Genomic DNA, 20,731 nt, shown 5'->3' on the forward strand with positions numbered 1-20,731 from the left:
GTCACGCCCCCCTCGTCCGGCGGACGCCCTGGATGGTCACGAGCGTGGTCGCGACGATGGCGATGCCAGCGACGGTCCAGAGGATGACCTCGTACGGCGGCCCGCCCGGGCCGGGGCCAAGCGCGAGGTAGTACCACTCGCTGGCGGCCTTCTGGCCGGACCGCTCCATGTTACCGCCGTTCCAGACCGCGATGGCGACGTCGAGGTCCCGGTCGGTCGGGACCGTCGTCCGGTTCGCCGATGCGCCGTCGAGTGCCCGGGAGAACGTCACCGTCCAGCGGCCGTCCCGGTAGGTCGCGTTCGTCGACAGCGTGGAGTCGGGGAACCGCGTGGTGGTGCCGGGGCCGCCAGCGAGCAGCTCCTCGCTCGCGTTCGCACCGGACCAGTACCAGACGTTCACCGGGTTGTCGGTGCTGCCCATCGCGATGGGCGGCCGGTTCGATGCGTTCGCGGGGAACTGGACCGCCACGGCGTCCGCGAACGAGCGGACCCGGTCGTTCGAGACGTTCCGGCTCGGGTCCGCCCACGAGACCCGGACGTGCAGCCGGTCCTCGGTCCGCACGACGGCGACCGACGCCTCGGTGACGGTGGTGTCGTCGCCGCCCGGCACGTTCGCACCGGCGCTGCTGAGCGGCACGGTCGCGGCGGGTGCGCGGTTCCACGCCTCGCCGTCGTCGCCCTCGACGGCGTCGTCGTCCACCGTGTAGTGCACGGGGATCTCGTAGGCCGGTCGCGCCTCGACGAACGCGGGGGCGACTGCCGTCGCGGCGAGCACGGCCAGCCCGAGCAGGCAGACCAGGGCGAGGTCACTCCTCCGCATCGTCGAACACCTCCAGTCTGTACTGGTCGGCCGTGTCCTCCGTCGTCAGCATCTCCATCACCTCGCTCTCCTCGCCCCGTTCGACCTTGTTCCGCTCGCGCTCGATGGTGTTCAGCGCCTCGTTCACCTTCGGGCCGAACAGCTCCTCCAGGTAGTTCCGGGGGATGCGCTCGGCGTCGAGCGACTCGCCACGCTCGGAGTGTTGCGGTGGCGCGAACGGCGGGATGTAGTAGACGTTCGGCTCGGTCCGGTACTCCGGGTGGAGCCGGACCGCCACCTCGTACTCGTTGACGAGCTTGTGGATGGGACCCTCCTCGTCGTCGAGGTAGCCGACGAGCCGGAGCTGTGGCGGGCAGTCGGCGGCACACGACGGAGGTCTGACCTCGCCGTCGGGCCCCTCGCCCTCGATGCGCGGGTAGCAGAAGATGCACTTCTCCGAGGTCTTCTTCATCGCGTTGTAGTACACCTTCTTGTACGGACAGCCCTCGACGCAGTAGCGGTAGCCGCGACAGCGGTCCTGGTCGACCAGGACGATGCCGTCCTCCTCGCGCTTGTACAGCGCGGAACGCGGGCAGGCCTCCACACAGGACGGGTGCGTGCAGTGGTTGCAGATGCGCGGGAGGTAGAAGTAGTACGAGTTGGGGTACTCGCCGGCCCCCTCGTCCTCCTCCCAGTTCGGTCCCCAGGAGGCGGCATCGCTCATCGGCCGCAGCGGCTCGTCGCTGCCCTCGTACATGATCTCCTCGTGGTTGAAGTCCCACGGCGTCCCGTACTCCTCCTCGTCGGGTAGCTCGCCCGGGGTTCGCTCCTCGCCGGACTCGTTCCAGCCGCCGCCCATGTCCTCCCAGTCCTTCGGGTAGCCGGGACCGGGTTTGGTCTCGACGTTGTTCCAGTACATGTACTCGCGGCCGCCGCCCTCGGTCCAGTTCGTCTTGCAGGCGATGGTGCAGGTCTGACAGCCGATGCATTTGTTCAGGTCCATCACCATCGCGACCTGGTGGTCGATGCCCTCCGCGAGGTCGACCGTGTCCCCCTCGTCGGACTGGCTCATTCGTCACCACCTCCACCGGACCCATCGCTCTCGTCGACTGGTTCGACTTCGACGCGGACGTCGCTGTTGACGCCCGTTGGCCCCCAGTAGTTCGGCCGGAAGTACAGGTGCTCGCCGGTATCCTCGGGGTACTGGACGAGTTGGGTCGGCTTCATGTACAGCGGGACGAGCGAGTTGAAGTTCCCTCGACCGGGGAACTGGAACCGCTCCCACGCGAAGTACATCCGGGCGGTACCCGGTTCGCCGCTCGGATACTGCTTCGCCTGGACCTCGACGCTGCCGAGGTCGTTGTAGATGCGGACTGTGTCACCGTCCTCGATGTCCCGTGCGTCCATATCGTCCGGGTTGAGGTGCACGACTGGCTCACCCCGCTGGAGCCGGAGCATCTTCTCGTTGTCGCGCCACGTCGAGTGGATCGACCACCGGCCGTGGGGCGTATTGTAGTTCAGTGGATACTCGGCTCTGTCCTGCAGGGTCGGCGCGCGCTTGTGGGTCGGCAGTTCCTCGTCGAGTTCGAGGAACCAGTCGTGGTCGATGTAGTACTGCTGACGCCCGGTGAACGTCGGCCACGGGTTCTTCTCCTGGACGTACCGCTTCCAGGGCGTGTACGGCTCACCCTCCTCCAGGTCGGAGGTCCAGTGGTCCCCGACGGCTCGGACCCGTTCCGGGTTGTCCTCGTCGGTCCCGTCGATGTCGTCGAACGTGATCTGGGCGTCGCTGTCCGGTGGGTTCGTCTCCGTGGAGTTCTCGAGGATGAACTCGCAGGCCTCCCGGTCGTCGGCGAGACGCCCCTCCTCGTCGGACTCCCAGTCGCGGACGAAGTCCTCGTGGACCGATTCGAGGTCGATCTCCCGGTCGAACTGCCGGTCCTGAACCGGGACTACGTCGTCTCGTTCCCGGGCCAGCTCCTGGATCTTCGCCGCGAGCTCGCGGAATATCTGCCAGTCGGTCTTTGACTCCCCGAGCGGTTCGACCGCGGGGGTGAACGGATGCACGTAGCTGTGCATGTCCGTCATCGAGAGGTCGTACTTCTCGTAGTGACTGGCCGACGGGAGGACGATATCCGAGTACATCGCCGAGGAGTCCATCCGGAAGTTGACGTCGACGACGAGGTCGAGCTTCGGCCAGAGCTGTTCCTCGACAGCGACGTTGCCCTTGGCCTGGTTGAAGTAGTTCCCCCGCCAGATGAACATGATCCGCGGGTCGGGCCGCGAGCCGTCCTCACGCTCGGACGGGTACAGGGGCATCCAGTCGTTGTCGATGGCCTCCTGTACACGACGTGTGGTCTCGGCGTCCGCGTTGTCCAGCACGTCGCAGTGGTAGTACGTCCACAGCGTCGTCGGCACGCTGCGGCTCGGGACGGGGGAGTTGAGCTTGCTCCACCCCTCGTACGTCCAGATCTTCTCCTGGCCGACGTAGTGGTCGAGCCCCGTCCCCTGCCTGCCGATGTGACCAGTCAGCGTCACCAGCAGTTGAATCGCGCGGTTGCCGAGGTCGTTGTGGTACCAGTCGTTGACGCCCTTGCCGTGGATGATCTTCCCCCGGTCGGCTTCGGCGAACTCCCGGGCGATCTCCTGGTGGGTCTCACGCCCAACGCCGGTCTCTTCGGTGACGAACTCGGGCGTGTACGTCGAGAGCTCCTCGCGGAGTCGGTTCCACACTGACCGGACGGCGACCGACCCGTCTGCCGTCGAGACCGTGCGGTCGACGGCGAGTTGCGGATCGAAGTCGAGTTCGATGCTCGCGGTCTCGTCGTGTTGGCCGTCGCGAGCCCCGAGTGATCCTGGGGCGACGCGCAGCTCACCCTCGGCGTCCGCCATTACGAACACGTGGTCCGCCCTTTCGACGTCGACGTCGACACCGGGAACCTCGCTCGCACGCAGGAACTTTCCGGTGTCCTCGCGGACGAGAAGCGGCATGTCGGTCTGTTCTTTCAGATGCGCCTCGTCGTACAGCCCCGCGTCTACGATCGTTCGGGCCATCCCGAGTGCCAGCGCCGTGTCGCTACCGGGGTCCGGTCCGATCCACTCGTCGCAGTGGATTGCCGTCTGCGAGTAGTCCGTGAACACGCCGACCCGCTTCGTGCCGTTGTAGGCCGCCTCCAGGAAGTACTTCGCGTCCGGGATTCGCGTGACGTTGATGTTGGACCCCCACGCGATGATGTAGTCGGCGTGGTACCAGTCGGCGCTCTCGGCGTTGTCGGTCTGGGTCCCCCACGTGATGGGTTGTCCCGGTGGGAGGTCGGAGTACCAGTCGTAGAAGGAGTGACCGACGCCGCCGAGCAGGCTCGTCAACCGGCTGCCACTGCAGTACGACACCGGCGACATCGCGGGGATCGGCGTGAACGCGCTGATCGCGTCGTACTCCTCGTCCTGTACGGCATCGATGACCTCCTCGGCGATCTCTGTCAGGGCCTCGTCCCAGGAGATCCGCTCCCACATGCCCTCCCCGCGCTCGCCGGTCCGACGGAGCGGGTGGAGAACGCGATGGTCTGCGTTCACGTAGTCGGAGTAGCACGCACCCTTCTGACAGCCACGCGGGTTCGGGTCCGGAGAGTCCTCGTCGAACTGCGGGTAGTCGCCCGCCTGCGACTCCCGCCACACCTGGCCGTTGCGGACGAACACCTCCCAGGAGCAGCTTCCGGTGCAGTTCACGCTGTGGGTGCTCCGTGCCGTGGAGTCCCAGTCCCACTCCTCGCGGTAGAGGTCCTCCCAGTCGCGGTAGGGGTAGGAGCCGATGGGGTCGTCGACGACCTCCAGGCCGTCCATCCCGAGCAGGTCGTCGCCCAGGACGCTGGCCGAGCCCGCGACGGTGGCCGTCGCGCCGATTCCCTTCAGGAAGTCACGACGGGCCAGGTCGAGGCCGTCGTCGGTGCTGTCGTGCGTCTCTCGTTGGTCACTCATTTGTGGTGATGATGACGGTGGTGAGTCCGACTGCGACGCCGGTTGCTGCGAGTGCGATGCCGAGGGCGGTGTCGCCGCCGACCTCCAGCCCGGCCGCGATGAGTGCGATACCGCCGAGCTTGGTCGTGCGGTCGAGCCACCGGTACTGCCGCGGGGAGCACGCGATGCTCCCCGGACGCCCGGTCATCCACGCTCACCCCCGTCGTCCGAAACTGCCTCGTCGGTCGATTCGTCGTGACCGTCCGCCCCGTCGTCGCCCGTCCGGTCGATGACGAGGTAGGTCACCGCTCCGGCGACTGTCGGGACGAGGAGCAGGGCGGCCGTGAGGTACGGCTTGATGGCCGCGGTGTTCGTCTCCAGCAGGTCCGCGACGATGACGTCCATACCCGCGATGGAGGCGACCATGATGAACACGACGCCGGCGATGCCGACCGCGGTCTGGCGGGGCCGTTCGAACGGGTCCGCCGTGAAGTGCGTCGGCTCCGACTCGTAGTCGAGGAACGGCCAGACGGCGACCGCGCCGAACACGAGGCCCGGGAGGACCAGCCCGCCGACGAACTCCGAGCTGACGTGGATCCCGAGCAGGTCGAAGCTCATCCACGACGGCGTGAGCTTCAGGAAGCCGTAGCCCCACATCAGGAACCAGTCCGGCATGATGAGCGAGGGCGTCGACGCCGGGTCGTTCGGGCCGTACTCCGCGATGTTGTGGACCGGCAGGAACCCGGCCAGCAGCGAGAGCGTCGCCAGCGTCAGGAAGAACACCACGGCGCTGACCGCGGCCTGGTTCGGGAACGCGGGGAGGCCGACGACGACGCTGTCGTCGTCCCGGTCGACGCCGTCGATGGCGGTCCTCGCGGCATCACCTCCACCCGCGGTGCCCTCGCCGCCCCCGTCGGCGTGGACGCCACGCCGTCCCGGCACGTCGCCGTCCCGCCGGTCCTCGGTGTGCTTCTGGCGCACGAGGATCGCCATGTGGACGGCGATGAGCCCCGCGATGACCAGCGGCAGCACGAACACGTGCAGGAAGAAGAACCGCGGGATCGTCGCGCTGGACGGGAACTCCCCGCCGAAGACGATCTGGCCGAGCATATCCCCGATTAACGGGACGGAGATGGCGACGTTGTAGCCGATGCCGACCGCCGTGCTGGCGAACTCGTCGAACGGCAACGCGTAGCCGGTGTAGGCCGCGAACATCGAGGTGCCGGCGAGCCCGGTGCCGACGAGCCAGTTCGGCTCCCGCGGGTTGCGGTACGCCCCGGTGAAGAACACGCGCAACATGTGCAACGCCATCGAGGCGACGAACAGGTGCGCGGCCCAGTGGTGGATGCGCCGGATGAGCATCCCGAACGGCACGTCGTAGGTGATGTTGAGGACGCTGACGTACGCCTCCGGCAGCTCCTCACCCTGGTACTCCGCGATGCTGCCCTCGTACTCGACCTCGGACGTGCTCGGCTCGAAGAAGAAGCCGAGGAAGGTCCCGGTCAGCACCAGCACGAGGAAGCAGATGAGCGCCACCTCGCCGAGCAGGAACGAGTCCTCGGCCGGGAACGCCTTCCCGAGGAACGACTGTGCGCCCTCGATGTCGAGGCGGTCGTCGACGAACTCGTACGCGCGCTGCAGGCGGCTCATCAGCCACCCCCCGGGCCGACCGGCCCGGTGAAGTCGCCCGTGGCGACGAGGTAGCCGTCACCCGAGATGGTGATCGGGAGCTGTGGCAACCTGCGCGGCGGCGGGCCGCCGGTGACCCGTGCCCCGGCCAGCGGGTCGAACCGCCCGGAGTGGCACGGGCAGACCAGCGTGGTCCCGTCGCGGTCGGCGACCATGCAGCCCGCGTGCGTACAGACCTTCGAGTACGCGGCGTACCCACCGACCGTGTACTCCATGTTCGTCCCCTCGCCGTACTCGCTCTCGGGGAACCGCACGAGGAGCGTCGGCGCGTCGGCGATGCCGGGCCGCGGCTCCGGGAACACGGTCAGCTGTTCGCCCTCCGAGAGGCGGTCCTCGGTGATCTGCTCGCCCTCCGAGTCCACCAGCGCGACGCCGTCGGAGTAGACCGGCCCCGTGTACTTGCGCTCGAACACCTCCGTGAGGCCAGCGAGGGGTGCGGCCAGGCTCGCGATCGCGGTCAGGCCGCCGATTGTCGCGAGTATCTTCGCGTAGTCGCGTCGGTGGAGTTCGGCGCGCTCGTCCCGCCAGAGCGGCTGGTAGATGCTGGGTGTGCTGGCGTGGGCTGACTCGCACGGACAGTCGTCGTCCCTCTCGTCGTCGCCGGGGTAGCTCCGGGCGAGGAGCTCGCGTCGGTCGTCGGGGCTCACGAGTGGCCCCTCCGTTCGGCGACCTCGACGTGTGGCATGAACCAGGCGTAGTAGGAGACCGTCAGCCCGGTCAGGGACATGAACATGCCGAAGGCGTAGATGCCGAAGTACTGGGTCCGGGCGAGCGTGAGGTACTCGCCGGTGAACAGGGCCGCGAAGACGATGGTGAGCACGGTCAGTCCACCCATCGCGACCAGCCCGGCGAGGGCGTCGCTCGCGGGGGCGTACTCGACGATCCAGCGGTCCTCGGTCTCGATCCAGGGGAAGCTCGGCCGGACGGTGCCGCCGTCGGAGACGGCCTGCTCGTCCGGGTCCGGTCTGGCGGCGTAGTTCATGAACCGGTGGAAGAAGGAGAGCACACCGAGGAGCGCGAGCAGGGCGACCCAGACGACGACGCCGACCTGGCTCGGCGAGAGCTTGTTCGGGGTGTCGACGAAGCCATCGAGCGGGCGGATCTCGCTGACGCTCTGGTCGATGCGGATCTCCTCCGACGGCGGTTCGCCCTGGATGGCGACGGCCCACATCGGCAGCAGCACCGCGAGAATCAGGAGAATGACGACGAGTTTATCGACTCGCATCTGTGCCTCCGGTCTGTCGGGCCGGGGTCCCACCGGTCACGGCCGGTCGACGCCCCTGCTCGGCGACTCGCCGACACCAGTCCGTTTCGAGCGGTGGCCGATGGTCGCGGCCGACCCGCCGTGTACGGGCTGTGCTACCGTTGAACATATCCGGTGAGACTGGATGTATCATAATAAAACCTGATGGTGGTACCGGGCTCGTCCGGTGTCGATACCGCTCTCCACTACCGCCCCGTGTGGTGGATTACTGGGTACGACTCAGGTTGATGCTTGGAGACGGGAGGGAAATCAACCCCGCCACGAACATGTTCGTCTCTCCGACCAGTCGACCGGTCAGCGACTGTGGTTATAAGTACACGTCGCGTCGACATCCGGACGTCACATGAGCTCCGAGTCGGACCCGAGCCGGCGTGGTCGTCGGTGACCCACGGCGACACGGTGCCGTTGCCGGACGCGCTCGATGCGCTCCGCGAGCGACTCCGGCCGCTCGACAGAACCGAGACGGTGGCCCTGTGCGACGCCAGGGGTCGCGTCCTCGCCGAGCCCGTCGTCGCGTCTCGCAGCATCCCGCACTACCGACGCGCGGCGATGGACGGCTACGCGGTGCGAGCGTCGGACACGGTCGGGGCGTGCCGCGACGCCCCTGCGACGCTTTCGCTGGCCACGGACGTCGTCGCCCAGGGACACGCGGTGCCCGTTCACACGGGCAGCGAACTCCCGGCCGACGCAGACGCCGTCGTCAGGGTCGAGCGCACGCGCGAGGTCGGTGATGCCGTCGAGGTGCTCCGGCCCGTCGAGTCCGGCAAGGACGTCGCGCCGGTCGGCGAGGACGTATCCAGTGGGCAGGAGCTGTTCGAACCAGGACACCGGCTGACCACCTCCGACGTGGCGCTGTGCAAGGGGACCGGCGTCCGCTCGGCGAGGGTCTACGAACGACCCACCGTCGCGGTCGTGCCGACCGGCGAGGAGCTCGTCCAGCAGGACCCCGACCCGGGGGAGGTCGTCGAGACCAACGGGCTGACCACGGCTTCGTTCGTGGAGTCCTGGGGCGGTGCCCCGACCTATGGCTCCGTCGTGCCCGACGACGAGGCCGCGCTCGCGGACGCGATCGAGGATGCCTGCGACCACGACATCGTCGTCACGACCGGTGGTTCGTCCGTGGGCGACCGGGACCTCGTCCCCGACGTCGTCGACGACCTCGGGGAGGTGTTCGTCCACGGGGTCGACATCAAGCCCGGCCACCCGGTCGGACTCGGTGTCGTCGGCGATACGCCCGTCGTCTTGCTCCCCGGCTACCCGGTCTCCTGTATCGTCACCGCCGTCCAGTTCCTGCGCCCCGCGGTGCGGGACATCGGACGGCTCCCGACGCCGCCGTTCCCGACGGTCGAGGGCGAGCTCGTGGCGACCATCGAGTCCGAGGCGGGCACCCGACGGTTCGCCCGGGTCACCGTCGACGACGGGCCGGACGGTGCCAGGGTCCGGGAGACCGACGACAGCGGTGCCGGCGTCCTGTCGAGTGTCGCCCTCACCGACGGCTGGGTCGTCGTGCCCGAGGACGTCGTCCGTCTCGACCCCGGGACCAGCGTCACCGTACACCGATGGGAGCACGCGCTGTAGCGCCGGCCGGGCCAGGCGTGAGCTTCAACACCGTCGCCGTGGTACTCTCCTGGAGATGACTGGTCAGGACAGCTCGGCAGCCGACGGACGCGACCGGACCACGGCCGACGTGCTGGTCGACGGTGAGACGCCGCGGTCGCTCGACGCGCTCCTGTCGACGGCCGGGGTGGGGACGGTCGAGCGGACGCTCGGCTACGACTGTCTCTCCCGGGGGCTCGTCGACGCGACCTGGCGTGGCGTGCCGGTACGCGACCTCGTCGAGGCCGTCGGGCTGCCGGACGAGACGACACACCTGCTCGTCGAGAGTCGGGACGGCCATCGAGGCTGCGTGCCCATCGGGACCGCACTCGACGGGCTCCTGGCGCTCGAACGCGACGGCGAGCCACTGTCGGGCCCCCGGTTCCTCGCGCCGCAGATCGAGGGCCCGCGTGCCGTGAAGGACGTCGCGCGCCTCGAACCGGTCGCGCTCGCCCCCCACGAGGACAGGACGGCGTACGAGACGACCGGCGGAGCAACGGACGATGGCGACTGACGGATTCTCCGCGGTCGTGCTCGTCGGCGGCGAGAGCACGCGGTTCGAGGACGGTCACAAGGCGAGCGCACGGCTCGGCGGGCGGACGCTCCTCCGGCGGGTCCTCGACGCAGCCGATGCGGCCTCTGCAGGACCCCCGGTTCTCGTCTTCCGGAGCGACGAGCAACGCCGGACGGTCCTCGATGCGGCCGAGGACGTGGCTGGCGACGCGGTCGGTCTGGCCGGCGACGCCGAAGCGTTCCAGGGGCCGCTCGCCGGCCTCTACGGCGCACTCGACGCCGTCGAGACGCCGTGGCTGTTCCTCTGTGGCTGCGATATGCCGCTCGTGTCGGCGACGGCCATCGACTACCTCGGTGGGCGACGGACAGGCGACGCCGACGCCGTCGTCCCCGTCGATTCCTCCGGCAGGTACGAACCGCTGTTCGCCATGTACCGTCGTGATGCGCTGCTCGGGGTCGAACCGTCGCTTCCGCGGGCCGCCGGCGTTCGGGTTCTCGTGGACCGCCTCGGCTCCGTCGAGTCGGTACCGGTCTCCGACGCCCCCGAGCACGTCCCCCTCGACGCGGCGACGACGAACGTCAACACGCGAACGGAACTGGAGCGGGTACGGAACTGACGGGCGTCCGGTCGACGAGGTCGGTCCGTGCCGCCCGGTCGGTGACCGAGGCTCAGACCCGGACCGATTCCCGTGACTCGTTCTGGTCGGCGCGTCGAGGCCGTCCTCGCCGTTCCCGTCCACCCACTCGACGAACACAGACTCATCGAGGTCACGGCGGACGGAGTCGTCGTCGCCGAGCTCTGAGCGGTGGCGATTCCCCGTCGTCTCGGCCACGCTTGACCCGGAGAGCGTTCCTCGCCCGTTGGGCAGACTGCCCGTGAGCGTCCACCCGACAGTCGGGGGGTTCGATAGTAAACCCCTAAAGCAGTGGGTCCCGTCGTTCCGACACACGATGTCCGAAACTCATCCTCGCGCCCGTGCGGTCCGGTCGAGTCGCTCCAGTCGACGGCGGGCCCCCGGTGACCGGCAGTGACGGTCGACGGCACGCTGCTGGACGAGACGACGGTGCTGCTGGTCGGGGACACCGACTGGCTCGACCGCTTCGAGACGACGCTCGACGACCGCACCGACGCCACGGTTCGGCGCGAACCGGTCACCAACGCAGCGCTCGACCTCGTCAAGACGGGCACCGTCGACTGCCTCGTCGTCGAACAGTTCCTCCCGGAGACCACCGCCGTGGAGCTGCTCCGGACGCTCCGTACCGAGACACGGACGCTCCCCGTCGTCGTGGCAACTGCAGCCGGGGACGAGTCGACGGCGAGCGAGGCCATCGGTGCAGGTGCGAGCGACTACGTCGCCGTCGGCGACGACCTCTCGGCTGCCGTTGCGGAACTGTTCGACCGGACGGACCGAGCGGTCAGGCGGGCCCGGCGGGAGCGAACCCAGCGCGAGCGCGCCCGACAGTTCGACGCGATGTTCGACGACGAACGGACCGCGACCTGGGTCCTCTCGCCGGACGGATGCCTCGCGCGGCTGAACGAGACGGCCCGCGACCTCGTCGACGCACCCGCCGACGAGCTCGTCGGTGAGTCGTTCTGGACCCTTCCCTGGTGGTCGGCGGCAGACGAACCGAACCCGGACGTCCGGAGCCTCGTCGAAACGGCGCTCGATGGCTCCTTCGCCAACGCCGTCGTCGCGCCGTCCTCGTTGACCGACGACTCCACCGTGGTCGACCTCTCGGTCAGGCCGGTGTCGAACGAGCGCGGCGAACTCGTGTCTGTCGTCGTCGAGGGCGTCGACGTGACCGAACGCGTCGAGCTCGAACGCGACCTCCGCCGCTCCGAAGAGCTCCACCGCGTCACCCTCAACAACATGACCGACACCGTCCTGATGACCGACGAGGACGGCGAGTACACCTACGTCTGTCCCAACGTCCACTTCATCTTCGGGTACACCGCCGAGGAGCTCCGCGAGCGTGTCCCCATCGACGAACTGCTCGGCCCGGAGCTGTTCGATCGGTCTGAGCTCGCCGAGGAGGGGGTCCTGAAGAACATCGAGTGCACGGCGACCGACAAGGCCGGCAACGAGCACACGCTCCTCGTGAACGTCCGCGAGGTGTCCATCCAGGACGGGACGATCCTCTACAGCTGTCGCGACATCAGCAAGCGGAAACAGCGCGAGGAGGCGCTGGCGACCCTGCAGGAGACCGCTCGTGACTTCCTCTACGCCGAGACGCATCAGGAGATCGCCCAGCACGTGGTCGACGACACGCCCGGTGTCCTCGACCTGGAGGCGAGCGCGGTGTTCCTGTTCGACGCCGACGCGAACGAACTGCGCCCGGCGGGCCACTCGCCGGCGCTGAAGGAACTCCACGGCCCCCTGCCGTCGATCCCGTTGAGCGAGGACACGCTTCCGGGGCACAGTTTCGTCCAGGACGAGGCGCTGTTCCTCGACGACGTGCATCGTTCCCCCCACCTTTCCAACGAGGCGACCGACCTCAGGGGAGCGGCCTACATTCCGCTCGGCGACCACGGCGTGTTCCTCGTCGGTTCGGACACCGTCGGGGCCTTCGACGAGGTCACCAGGGAACTGGCCGACCTGCTCGCGGCGACCGCGGAGGCGGCGCTGGACCGCGTCACACGCGAATCGCGGCTCCGCGAGCAAGACCGGACGTTGCAGCGCCAGAACGAACAGCTGACGATGCTCAACCGCATCAACGAGACGATTCGGGAGATCGACCAGGCCATCGTCCAGGCGGAGACTCGCGAGGAGGTCGACCACACGGTCTGCGAATTGCTCACCGACGACGACCGGTTCGAGTTCGCCTGGATCGGAACGGTGGACCGCACGACCGACACCGTGACGCCGAGAGCCTGGGACGGGGCCGAACAGGGGTATCTCGACAGCCGTCCATTCACGGTGGACGCGGCGAGTGGGGAGCCGGTCGGTCGGACCGCCGCGACCGGTGAACCGACCATGGTGACGAACGTCGCCGCAGGGCTTCGGGACGAGCCGTGGCGGACCGACGCCCTCGCCCGGGACTACCTCTCGGCGATCAGCATCCCGCTCGTCTACAACGACCTGACCCACGGCGTGCTCACGGTGTACGCGGATTCACGGGACGGCTTCGACGAGACCGCCCGCGAGGTGTTCTCCGAGCTCGGCGAGACCATCGCCGCGGCCCTCAGCGCGCTCGAACGGAAGAACGCGCTTCTCACCACCTCGATGACCCGTGTCGAGTTCGCCATCGACGACCCGACGTTCGTGCTCTCCCGGCTGGCACGCGAAGGCGACTGTACCCTCACGTACCAGGGTGGCGTCCAGCAGACCATCGACGGGAGCTACGTGTTCGTCACCGTCGAGGGGACGTCGGTCGACGCGGTCGAGGAAGCGGCTGCGGACCTGGTCGCCGTCGAGGAGCTCCAGACCGTGAGCTCGGACGGTGACGGCGGTGTCGTCCGCCTCCGCCTCGCACAGCCGTTCGTCGCCCTCGAACTGGCCGACCACGGGGCGGTGTTCCGGGAGGCGACCGCGACGCCCGAGGAGACGACGCTGGTCGTCGCCGTCCCCGACGGCATCGACGTGCGGACGGTGACCCAGCTGGTCGCGGAGACGTTCGCCGGCGTCGAACTGCAGTCGAAGCAGACGCTCGACGCCGCGGCCGACCACGACCGGTACTCGCGGTTCCTCGAAGCCGTGACCGACCGCCAGCTCGAGGTCGTCCAGACCGCGTACTACAGCGGGTTCTTCGAGTCGCCTCGCGAGCGCTCCGGCGCGGAGGTCGCCGACACGCTCGATATCTCCCCGACGGCGTTCTACAGACACGTCCGCACGGTCCAGCGGAAGCTCCTCCGTATCCTCTTCGAGGAGGGTGTACAACCGCCAGCACCGGGAGGGGTTCGATAATGAACCCCTTTCCATCACGAGGGTTCGACTGACAACGGCTGGTTACTCCCTTATACAATTATTACTCCTTGAACGAGTGCCCGGGTCCCACCGCTGGCGCTCGTGACCACAGCATGAAGGATGTCGACGTCAACCCCGACGAGGAGAGCCCGTACGAATGTTTCGAGTGTGGTACCATCGTCCTCTCGACGGACGCACCGGGGACCTGCCCCGACTGTGCCGGTCCGATGCGTAATCGACGGACGCCCATCGAGTGACCATGGCTTCGCAATCGAGCGCGACCAGCGACGAGCGGAGCACAGGATCTGTCGAGCCGGAGTCGGCCGTCGAGACCGCCCGGAGACAGCTCGAACACGCCGCCGAGCTGGTGGACATCGATCCGAACGTCGTCGAGCGGCTCAGGTACCCCAAGAAGGTCCACGAGGTCACGGTCCCCATCGAACGCGACGACGGCAGCGTCGAGGTGTTCACCGGGTATCGCGCCCAGCACGACAGCGTCCGCGGGCCGTACAAGGGCGGTCTGCGCTACCACCCGGAGGTCACCCGCGACGAGTGCGTCGGCCTCGGGATGTGGATGACCTGGAAGTGCGCCGTGATGGACCTCCCCTTCGGCGGTGCGAAGGGTGGTATCGCGGTGAACCCGAAGCAGCTCAGCAGCGGCGAGAAGGAACGTCTGACCCGCCGGTTCGCACAGGAGCTACGCGACGTCATCGGCCCCACCGTCGACATCCCCGCGCCTGACATGGGGACCGACCCTCAGACGATGGCGTGGCTCATGGACGCCTACTCGATGCAGCAGGGCGAGACGACACCCGGCGTCGTGACCGGCAAACCACCCGTCGTGGGTGGGAGCGAGGGCCGCGACGGTGCGCCCGGCCGGAGCGTGGCCATCGTCACCCGCGATGTCGTCGAGTACTACGACAGGGACGTTTCGGATACCACCGTCGCCATCCAGGGCTACGGGAGCGTCGGGGCGAACGCGGCCCGCCTCCTCGACGACTGGGGCGCGGACGTCGTCGCAGTGAGCGACGTCAACGGCGGCATCTACGACCCCGATGGCCTCGACACGGCCGCCATCCCGTCCCACGCAACGGAACCCGAGGCCGTGATGCAGCACGACGCACCCCGGACCGTCAGCAACGAGGAACTGCTGGAGCTGGACGTCGACGTGCTCGTCCCTGCAGCCGTCGGTAACGTCCTGACGGCCGAGAACGCCCGCGACGTCCGGGCGGACATCATCGTCGAAGGAGCGAACGGCCCGACCACCTCCGTCGCCGACGACATCCTCGACGAGCGGGGTATCCCCGTGGTCCCCGACATTCTGGCGAACGCCGGCGGCGTGACGGTGAGCTACTTCGAGTGGCTGCAGGACATCAACCGTCGTGCGTGGTCCCTCGAACGCGTCCACGAGGAGCTCGAAGCCGAGATGCAGGCGGCCTGGACGGAGGTCCGACGGGAGTTCGACGCCCGCGACGTGAGCTGGCGCGACGCCGCCTACATCGTCGCGCTCTCTCGGGTCGCCGAGGCACACGAGGCCCGCGGGCTCTGGCCGTAGCGCGCCAGTCGTCCGGTCATCCAGAAAGCACTTCACGCTGGCTCGGTCTGTCCGTGAACGATGAACCGCCGCAGGATCCTCGCCACGACCACCTCCACCCTCGCCGTCGCGAGCCTCGCGGGCTGTCTGGGCTCGCTTACCGGTCAGGACGACACCGACGAATCGACGCCGACCGACACGATGCATACACCGACCGACACGACGCACGCACCGACCGACGACGATATCGCGGAGACGACGGCAGGCGAGTCAGAACCACTCCCCGAGGAGCAGCAGTTCGATGCGGACCACCCGATTCGGGTCCAGAATTACGACTCGACCGCCTACACGCTGACGTTGCGCTTCCGCAAGGACGACGACGTCGTACACAGCATGACCGTCGATGTCGCCGCCGACTCGGACGAGGTCGTCTACAATCTCGAACAACTCCAGCCCGACGGCATCGTCCAGTACCGTGTCGTCGCCGAGGTCGGCTCGAACCAGGACTCCCGTGCAGTCCAGACGAACGCCTGCTTCGGGGACGTGAACGTCAATATCTCGGACGGCGAACCGACAGTCGGCTTCGAGATCTGCTGAGTGCGGTAGCCGCTGTCTCCAGCCCCCACACTAGCTATAACCGCCTGCACGTCGCAGTTTGCGTATGGACCGTCGCCGCTTCCTCGCCGTCAGTGCCGGCGCCCTCACACTCACTGCTGGCTGCGCGTCCGACACCTCGGACGCAGACGAGACGCCGACCACCGGAGACAGCACGCCGACCGGAGATGGGACAAGTACGGACGAGATGGGCACCGACCGGACGGCCACTAGCCCGGACGTCCCGGACGCCGTCGGTCTCGAGACGCTCGCGACGGGGCTCCAGAACCCGCTCGATATCGCGTTCGGGCCGGATGCAGACCGCTACTACGTCGCCGAACAGCCCGGTCGAATCCGTGTCGTCGACGTGGATGGACTCCGAGGTGAGCCGATGCTCGACCTCACCGACACCGTCGTCACCGGCTTCGAGCAGGGACTACTCGGCATCGCCCTCCACCCGAACTTCGCGGAGAACCGCCGCCTGCTCGTCCGGTACTCCGCGCCCCGGCGCGAGGGCGTCTCCGCCGAGTACAGCCACACGTTCGTACTCTCCGAGTTCACCGTCTCTTCCGACGGACTGACCGCGGATCCGGGGTCGGAGCGGGTGGTCATGGCGCTCGACCAGCCGCAGGGGAACCACAACGCGGGCTCGGTGCTGTTCGGTCCAGACGGCTACCTCTACGTCGGCACCGGTGACGGCGGCGCGGCGAACGACAGCGGGTTCGGCCACACCGGGGACTGGTACGACGGGACCGACGGCGGCAACGGGCAGGACGTGACCGAGAACCTGCTCGGGAGCATCCTCCGGATCGACGTCGACGGCCGCGACGGTGACCGTGGCTACGGCATCCCGGCGGACAACCCGCTCGTCGGTCGCGAGGGACTCGACGAGCACTACGCCTGGGGCTTCCGGAACCCGTGGCGGCTCGCCTTCGACGGGGAGACGTTGTTCGCCGGCGACGTGGGCCAGAACCGCTGGGAGGAGGTCGACGTGGTCGAGAAGGGCGGGAACTACGGCTGGAACGTTCGCGAGGGCACACACTGCTCCAGGAGCGACGACTGTCCGAGCAGCACACCCGACGACGTGCGCGGCGGCGAACGGCTGCTTCCCCCGGTCATCGAGTACCCCCACGAGGGGCAGCCCGTCAGCGGTATCTCCGTCATCACGGGCAACGTCTACCGGGGCGAGGGCATCCCCGGTCTTCAGGGCCGGTTCGTCTTCGGTGACTTCCGCGCAGAGGGACGGCTCTTCGTCGCGACACCCGCGGAGAGTGGTCTGTGGTCGACCTCGGTCCTCCCGGTCGCAGACGGCGACGCGGAGACGCTCTCACAGATACTCTCCTTCGGCCGCCACGACGGGGTGCTCTACGTGCTGGGGAACGGCGGTGATGGCGGTGGGGTGCATCGGCTGGTCCCGGCTGCGTGAATCGGAGCCTTCGCCGACGGTCAGCTGTCCCGTTCGAGGCGGTCACGTCGGTTCTCGTACTCTTCGTCGCTGAGGTCGCCCCGGGCGTAGGCAAGCCTGAGCTCTTCGAGAGCGCGTTCGGACCCGGACGACGAATCGCTCACCGCGCGGAAGACGAGGTAGCCGAGCCCGACGAGGGCGGCGAGGAACCCGAGTTGTATCAGCGCGCCCAGCAGCACGACCCAGCCAGGTGCACCGCCGCCGTTCCACATCCCGTGCTCCCAGCCACCCATCATACCGCCGTACCCCATCGTTCCGAAGCCCATGAACAGCAGGGGCAGGATGAGCAGGGCTCCAAGTACGACGAGGACGAGCGTGGCGAGCGATTTATCGGTGGTTCGTTCGGACATTGGTGAGCCTCCGTGGACCGTCTCCACGGTTCTAGATACGTGCGCACCGTTCAATGCGGTTGCCCTTTCGAGGATAGGGGGCAATCCGGGGAGAGGGCACGAAAATGGGGGAAACGCTCTCTGTGGCTTTGGATTCGAAACTACTCCCGGCGACGCACCCCGAGCAGGCTGTAGTCGTGGTCCGGTTCGTACCGGCGGAACAGCAGGCTGTTCGTCAGCACCGAGACGCTGGAGAACGCCATCGCGCCGGCCGCGAGCACGGGCTGGAGCAGGCCGAGCGAGGCCAGCGGAATCATCGCCGTGTTGTAGCCGAGCGCCCAGACGAGGTTCTGCTTGATCTTCGCCAGGGTCGCGTCTGAGATGCGGATGGCCTTCACCACGTCGAGCGGGTCGTCGCGCATCAGCGTCACGTCGGCGGCCTCGATGGCCACGTCGGTGCCGGAGCCGATGGCGGTGCCGACGTAGGCCACGGCGAGCGCAGGCGCGTCGTTGACACCATCACCGACCATCATCGCCTGACGACCCTCGGACTGGATGGCCTCGACCGCGTCAGACTTGTCCTCGGGGAGGACCTCCGCGCGGACGTTCTCGGGGTCGATGCCGACCTGTTCGGCGACCGCGCGAGCCGTCCGCTCGTTGTCGCCCGTGATCATCATCACGTCGACGCCGCGCTCTTTCAGCGCCGCGACGGCGTCCTTCGCGCTCTCCTTGACGGTGTCCGCGTCTGCGACGACGCCGACGAGCTCGCCGCCACTGCCGTCAGCGCGGGTGCGACCGACGAGCATGGCCGTCTTCCCCGCCGATTCGAGGCGCTCCATCGTCTCCGCGGCCGGGGTGGGGTCGATGCCGTTGTCGCGAAGCAGCTTCCGGTTGCCGACGAGCACCGTGTCGCCGTCGACCTCGGCCCGGACACCGTGCCCGGGGACGTTCTCGAAGGAGTCGGGGCTCCCGACCTCGATGCCGCGCTCCCGGGCACCCTCGACGATGGCCTGTGCGAGCGGGTGCTCGCTGCCGCTCTCGGCGGTCGCGGCGAGGCGGAGCACGTCCTCCTCGGTCGGCGTCTCCCTGGCGGCGAGCTCCCCACCGTCGGCGGCGGTCTCGCCACCGTCGGTGACGGGCTGCCCGTCGTCGAAGACGACCACGTCGGTCAGCTCCATCTCGCCCTTCGTCAGCGTGCCCGTCTTGTCGAAGACGACGGTGTCCACGTCCTTCGCCCGTTCGAGCACGTCACCGCCCTTGAACAGCACGCCGTTCTGTGCACCGATGGTGGTGCCGACCATCGTCGCCGCGGGGGTCGCCAGTCCGAGCGCGCAGGGACAGGCGATGAGCACCGCGGAGGCGAACACGATGATGGCGAACTCGAACACCGAGACGCCACCGCCGGCGACGCCGGGACCGCCCGCGACGAGCCCCCAGAGCGGGAGTGCGTCGACGAACCCCGCCAGTGCCTCGGGGAACAGGAACCAGACGGTGCCCCAGAACAGGGCGTTTGCGATGACCGCCGGGACGAAGTACGCCGAGATGCGGTCGGCGAGGTTCTGGATGTCGGGCTGGCGGGACTGTGCCTCCTTGACTGTCTGGACGATCTGCTGGAGCGCCGTGTCGCTGCCGACCTTCGTGGCCTCGACGACGAGCAGGCCGTTCTCGTTGATGGTCGAGCCGACGACCTCGTCGCCCTCGGCCTTCTCGACGGGGACGCTCTCGCCGGTGACCATCGACTCGTCGACCGCACTCTGGCCCTCGACGACGACGCCGTCGGTCGGGATCTTCTCCCCGGGCCGGACCTTCATCCGGTCGCCGACCGCCACGTCTTCGAGCGAGACCTCGCGCTCGGTGCCGTCCTCGTCGACGACGGTCGCCGTCTCGGCCTCCATCTCGAGCAGCTTGCGCAGCGCCTCGCCGGCCTGGCCCTTCGACCGGGCCTCGAGGTAGTTCCCGAGCGTGATGAACACGAGGATGAGCGCCGCGGTGTCGAAGTACATGCTGCCGGCGACGAGCTCGAACAGGACGCTCACCGAGTAGATGTAGGCCGTGCTCGAGCCGAGCGCGATGAGCACGTCCATGTTGGCCCGCCGGTTCTTCACCAGTGCGTTGTACGAGTTCCGGTAGAACGGCCAGCCGAGGACGACCTGGACGGGCGTCGCGAGGGCGAACTCGACCCAGCCGAACCGCATCCCGAAGATCGTCTCGGGGACGAACACTCCACCGAGCAGGAGCTTGTCGACGAGGAAGAACAGCATCGGGACGGACAGCGCGGCCCCGAACAGTGTCAGGCGGAGCTGTTTGCGTATCTCGGCGTTGCGTGCCGCGTCGCGGGCGTTCTCGCCGCCTCCGTCGCCGCCGGCCTCACCGTCTCCGGTCTCCTCTCTGACCGGCGAGTAGCCGGCGTTCTCGATGGCCTCGTAGAACGTGTCGAGCGAGGACTCGGCCGGGTTGAAGCTGACCTGTGCCTCGTCGGTCGCGTAGTTCACGTCGGCGCGCACGACGCCCGGCAGCGACTCCAGTGCGTCCTGCACCGTCTCCGAGCAGTTCGCACAGGACATGTCCGTGATGGCGATGGTTACGGACTCCGTCACCGGGCTGTAGCCGGCGTCCTCGATGGCGTCGAATATCTCGCCGAGCGAGACCTCGCCGGGGTCGTACTCGACGCTCCCCTCGTCGGTGGCGTAGTTGATGCTCGCCTCCGTGACGCCGTCGAGCTCCTCGACCCGCTCGGCGATGGTCTGCGAGCAGTTCGCGCAGCTCATCCCCTGTATGTCGATCTGACTTCGATGCGTGCTCATGGTAAACTGTACGGGCTACTCCTTCAATCGGTTTGCCCTTTCCACACCGTGGTGTCGCGGGGACTGAACTTTCGAATCCAAAGAGAGATGGGCGATTCAGCTTTCGGTCGGCCAGCAGAACACGGTGCCCGGCGGGTGTGCGAGTGGGGTTTCGTTCGGAATCCGAACCCGGGCGGACACCGAGACGGTGCCTGGTCGGCCCTGCCGTGGAGTATCGGGTCGTGCTGGTCACAGCCGCCCGTCTGTTAACTGATGCCGATTGGATTAATAATTAATTCACATCAC

Annotated in this window: 17 protein-coding genes; 8 read left to right on the plus strand and 9 right to left on the minus strand. The window is 68.1% G+C overall.

Features of this window, described 5'->3' with window-relative positions:
- Window position 1: 1 nt before the first annotated feature.
- The 7 genes from NOW55_RS20035 to NOW55_RS20065 form a co-directional block, all read right to left on the minus strand.
- Entirely contained in the window at window positions 2–820 is an 819-nt protein-coding gene (locus NOW55_RS20035) for an ethylbenzene dehydrogenase-related protein (RefSeq protein WP_256401899.1), read from the minus strand.
- Window positions 807–1,871 (minus strand): nitrate reductase subunit beta, encoded by a 1,065-nt coding sequence (gene narH / locus NOW55_RS20040; protein ID WP_256401900.1) that lies wholly within the window; start codon window positions 1,869–1,871, stop codon window positions 807–809. The genes NOW55_RS20035 and narH overlap by 14 nt, the downstream gene beginning before the upstream one ends.
- Complete coding sequence (gene narG, locus NOW55_RS20045; protein WP_256401901.1) at window positions 1,868–4,774, minus strand: nitrate reductase subunit alpha; 2,907 nt, start codon at window positions 4,772–4,774, stop codon at window positions 1,868–1,870. The genes narH and narG overlap by 4 nt, the downstream gene beginning before the upstream one ends.
- Entirely contained in the window at window positions 4,767–4,961 is a 195-nt protein-coding gene (locus NOW55_RS20050) for a DUF8120 family protein (RefSeq protein ID WP_256401902.1), read from the minus strand. The genes narG and NOW55_RS20050 overlap by 8 nt, the downstream gene beginning before the upstream one ends.
- Window positions 4,958–6,403 carry a cytochrome b gene (locus NOW55_RS20055; protein WP_256401903.1) on the minus strand — a complete coding sequence of 482 codons (1,446 nt, stop codon included), beginning with the start codon at window positions 6,401–6,403 and terminating at the stop codon, window positions 4,958–4,960. Before NOW55_RS20055 ends, NOW55_RS20050 begins: the two co-directional genes overlap by 4 nt.
- The gene (locus NOW55_RS20060; RefSeq protein WP_368407800.1) at window positions 6,403–6,984 is read right to left on the minus strand and encodes a QcrA and Rieske domain-containing protein; all 582 of its coding nucleotides are present in this window, start codon (window positions 6,982–6,984) and stop codon (window positions 6,403–6,405) included. The genes NOW55_RS20055 and NOW55_RS20060 overlap by 1 nt, the downstream gene beginning before the upstream one ends.
- A 101-nt stretch (window positions 6,985–7,085) precedes the next feature.
- Window positions 7,086–7,667, minus strand: coding sequence for a hypothetical protein (locus NOW55_RS20065; protein WP_256401905.1), 582 nt, complete (start codon window positions 7,665–7,667; stop codon window positions 7,086–7,088).
- Between the two features lie 420 nt (window positions 7,668–8,087).
- On the opposite strand from NOW55_RS20065, the gene NOW55_RS20070 reads away from it, so the two are divergent.
- From NOW55_RS20070 to NOW55_RS20105, 8 genes are all read left to right on the plus strand, one after another.
- Window positions 8,088–9,284 carry a molybdopterin molybdotransferase MoeA gene (locus NOW55_RS20070; protein ID WP_256401906.1) on the plus strand — a complete coding sequence of 399 codons (1,197 nt, stop codon included), beginning with the start codon at window positions 8,088–8,090 and terminating at the stop codon, window positions 9,282–9,284.
- Between the two features lie 55 nt (window positions 9,285–9,339).
- Window positions 9,340–9,816: a molybdopterin-dependent oxidoreductase gene (locus tag NOW55_RS20075; RefSeq protein ID WP_256401907.1), complete on the plus strand. Its 477-nt coding sequence runs from the start codon at window positions 9,340–9,342 to the stop codon at window positions 9,814–9,816.
- A complete protein-coding gene (gene mobA, locus NOW55_RS20080) occupies window positions 9,806–10,432 on the plus strand; it encodes a molybdenum cofactor guanylyltransferase (RefSeq protein ID WP_256401908.1) in 627 nt (208 codons plus the stop codon). The genes NOW55_RS20075 and mobA overlap by 11 nt, the downstream gene beginning before the upstream one ends.
- A 411-nt stretch (window positions 10,433–10,843) precedes the next feature.
- Window positions 10,844–13,720, plus strand: a complete 2,877-nt coding sequence (locus NOW55_RS20085) for a bacterio-opsin activator domain-containing protein (protein WP_256401909.1) — start codon at window positions 10,844–10,846, stop codon at window positions 13,718–13,720.
- 113 nt (window positions 13,721–13,833) lie between these two features.
- Entirely contained in the window at window positions 13,834–13,977 is a 144-nt protein-coding gene (locus NOW55_RS20090; RefSeq protein ID WP_256401910.1) for a rubrerythrin-like domain-containing protein, read from the plus strand.
- 2 nt (window positions 13,978–13,979) lie between these two features.
- The gene (gene gdhB / locus NOW55_RS20095) at window positions 13,980–15,275 is read left to right on the plus strand and encodes a glutamate dehydrogenase GdhB (RefSeq protein WP_256401911.1); all 1,296 of its coding nucleotides are present in this window, start codon (window positions 13,980–13,982) and stop codon (window positions 15,273–15,275) included.
- A 60-nt stretch (window positions 15,276–15,335) separates the two neighbouring features.
- On the plus strand, window positions 15,336–15,851 hold the full coding sequence (locus NOW55_RS20100; RefSeq protein ID WP_256401912.1) for a hypothetical protein: 516 nt from the start codon (window positions 15,336–15,338) through the stop codon (window positions 15,849–15,851).
- A gap of 64 nt (window positions 15,852–15,915) precedes the next feature.
- Entirely contained in the window at window positions 15,916–17,274 is a 1,359-nt protein-coding gene (locus NOW55_RS20105; RefSeq protein ID WP_256401913.1) for a PQQ-dependent sugar dehydrogenase, read from the plus strand.
- 20 nt (window positions 17,275–17,294) lie between these two features.
- Here NOW55_RS20105 and NOW55_RS20110 read toward each other — a convergent pair whose 3' ends face one another.
- Window positions 17,295–17,663 carry an SHOCT domain-containing protein gene (locus NOW55_RS20110; RefSeq protein WP_256401914.1) on the minus strand — a complete coding sequence of 123 codons (369 nt, stop codon included), beginning with the start codon at window positions 17,661–17,663 and terminating at the stop codon, window positions 17,295–17,297.
- A gap of 140 nt (window positions 17,664–17,803) precedes the next feature.
- Window positions 17,804–20,446: a heavy metal translocating P-type ATPase gene (locus NOW55_RS20115; RefSeq protein WP_256401915.1), complete on the minus strand. Its 2,643-nt coding sequence runs from the start codon at window positions 20,444–20,446 to the stop codon at window positions 17,804–17,806.
- Between the last annotated feature and the right edge of the window lie 285 nt (window positions 20,447–20,731).

This window comes from Haloarchaeobius litoreus (assembly GCF_024495425.1).
Taxonomy (GTDB): Archaea; Halobacteriota; Halobacteria; order Halobacteriales; family Natrialbaceae; genus Haloarchaeobius; species Haloarchaeobius litoreus.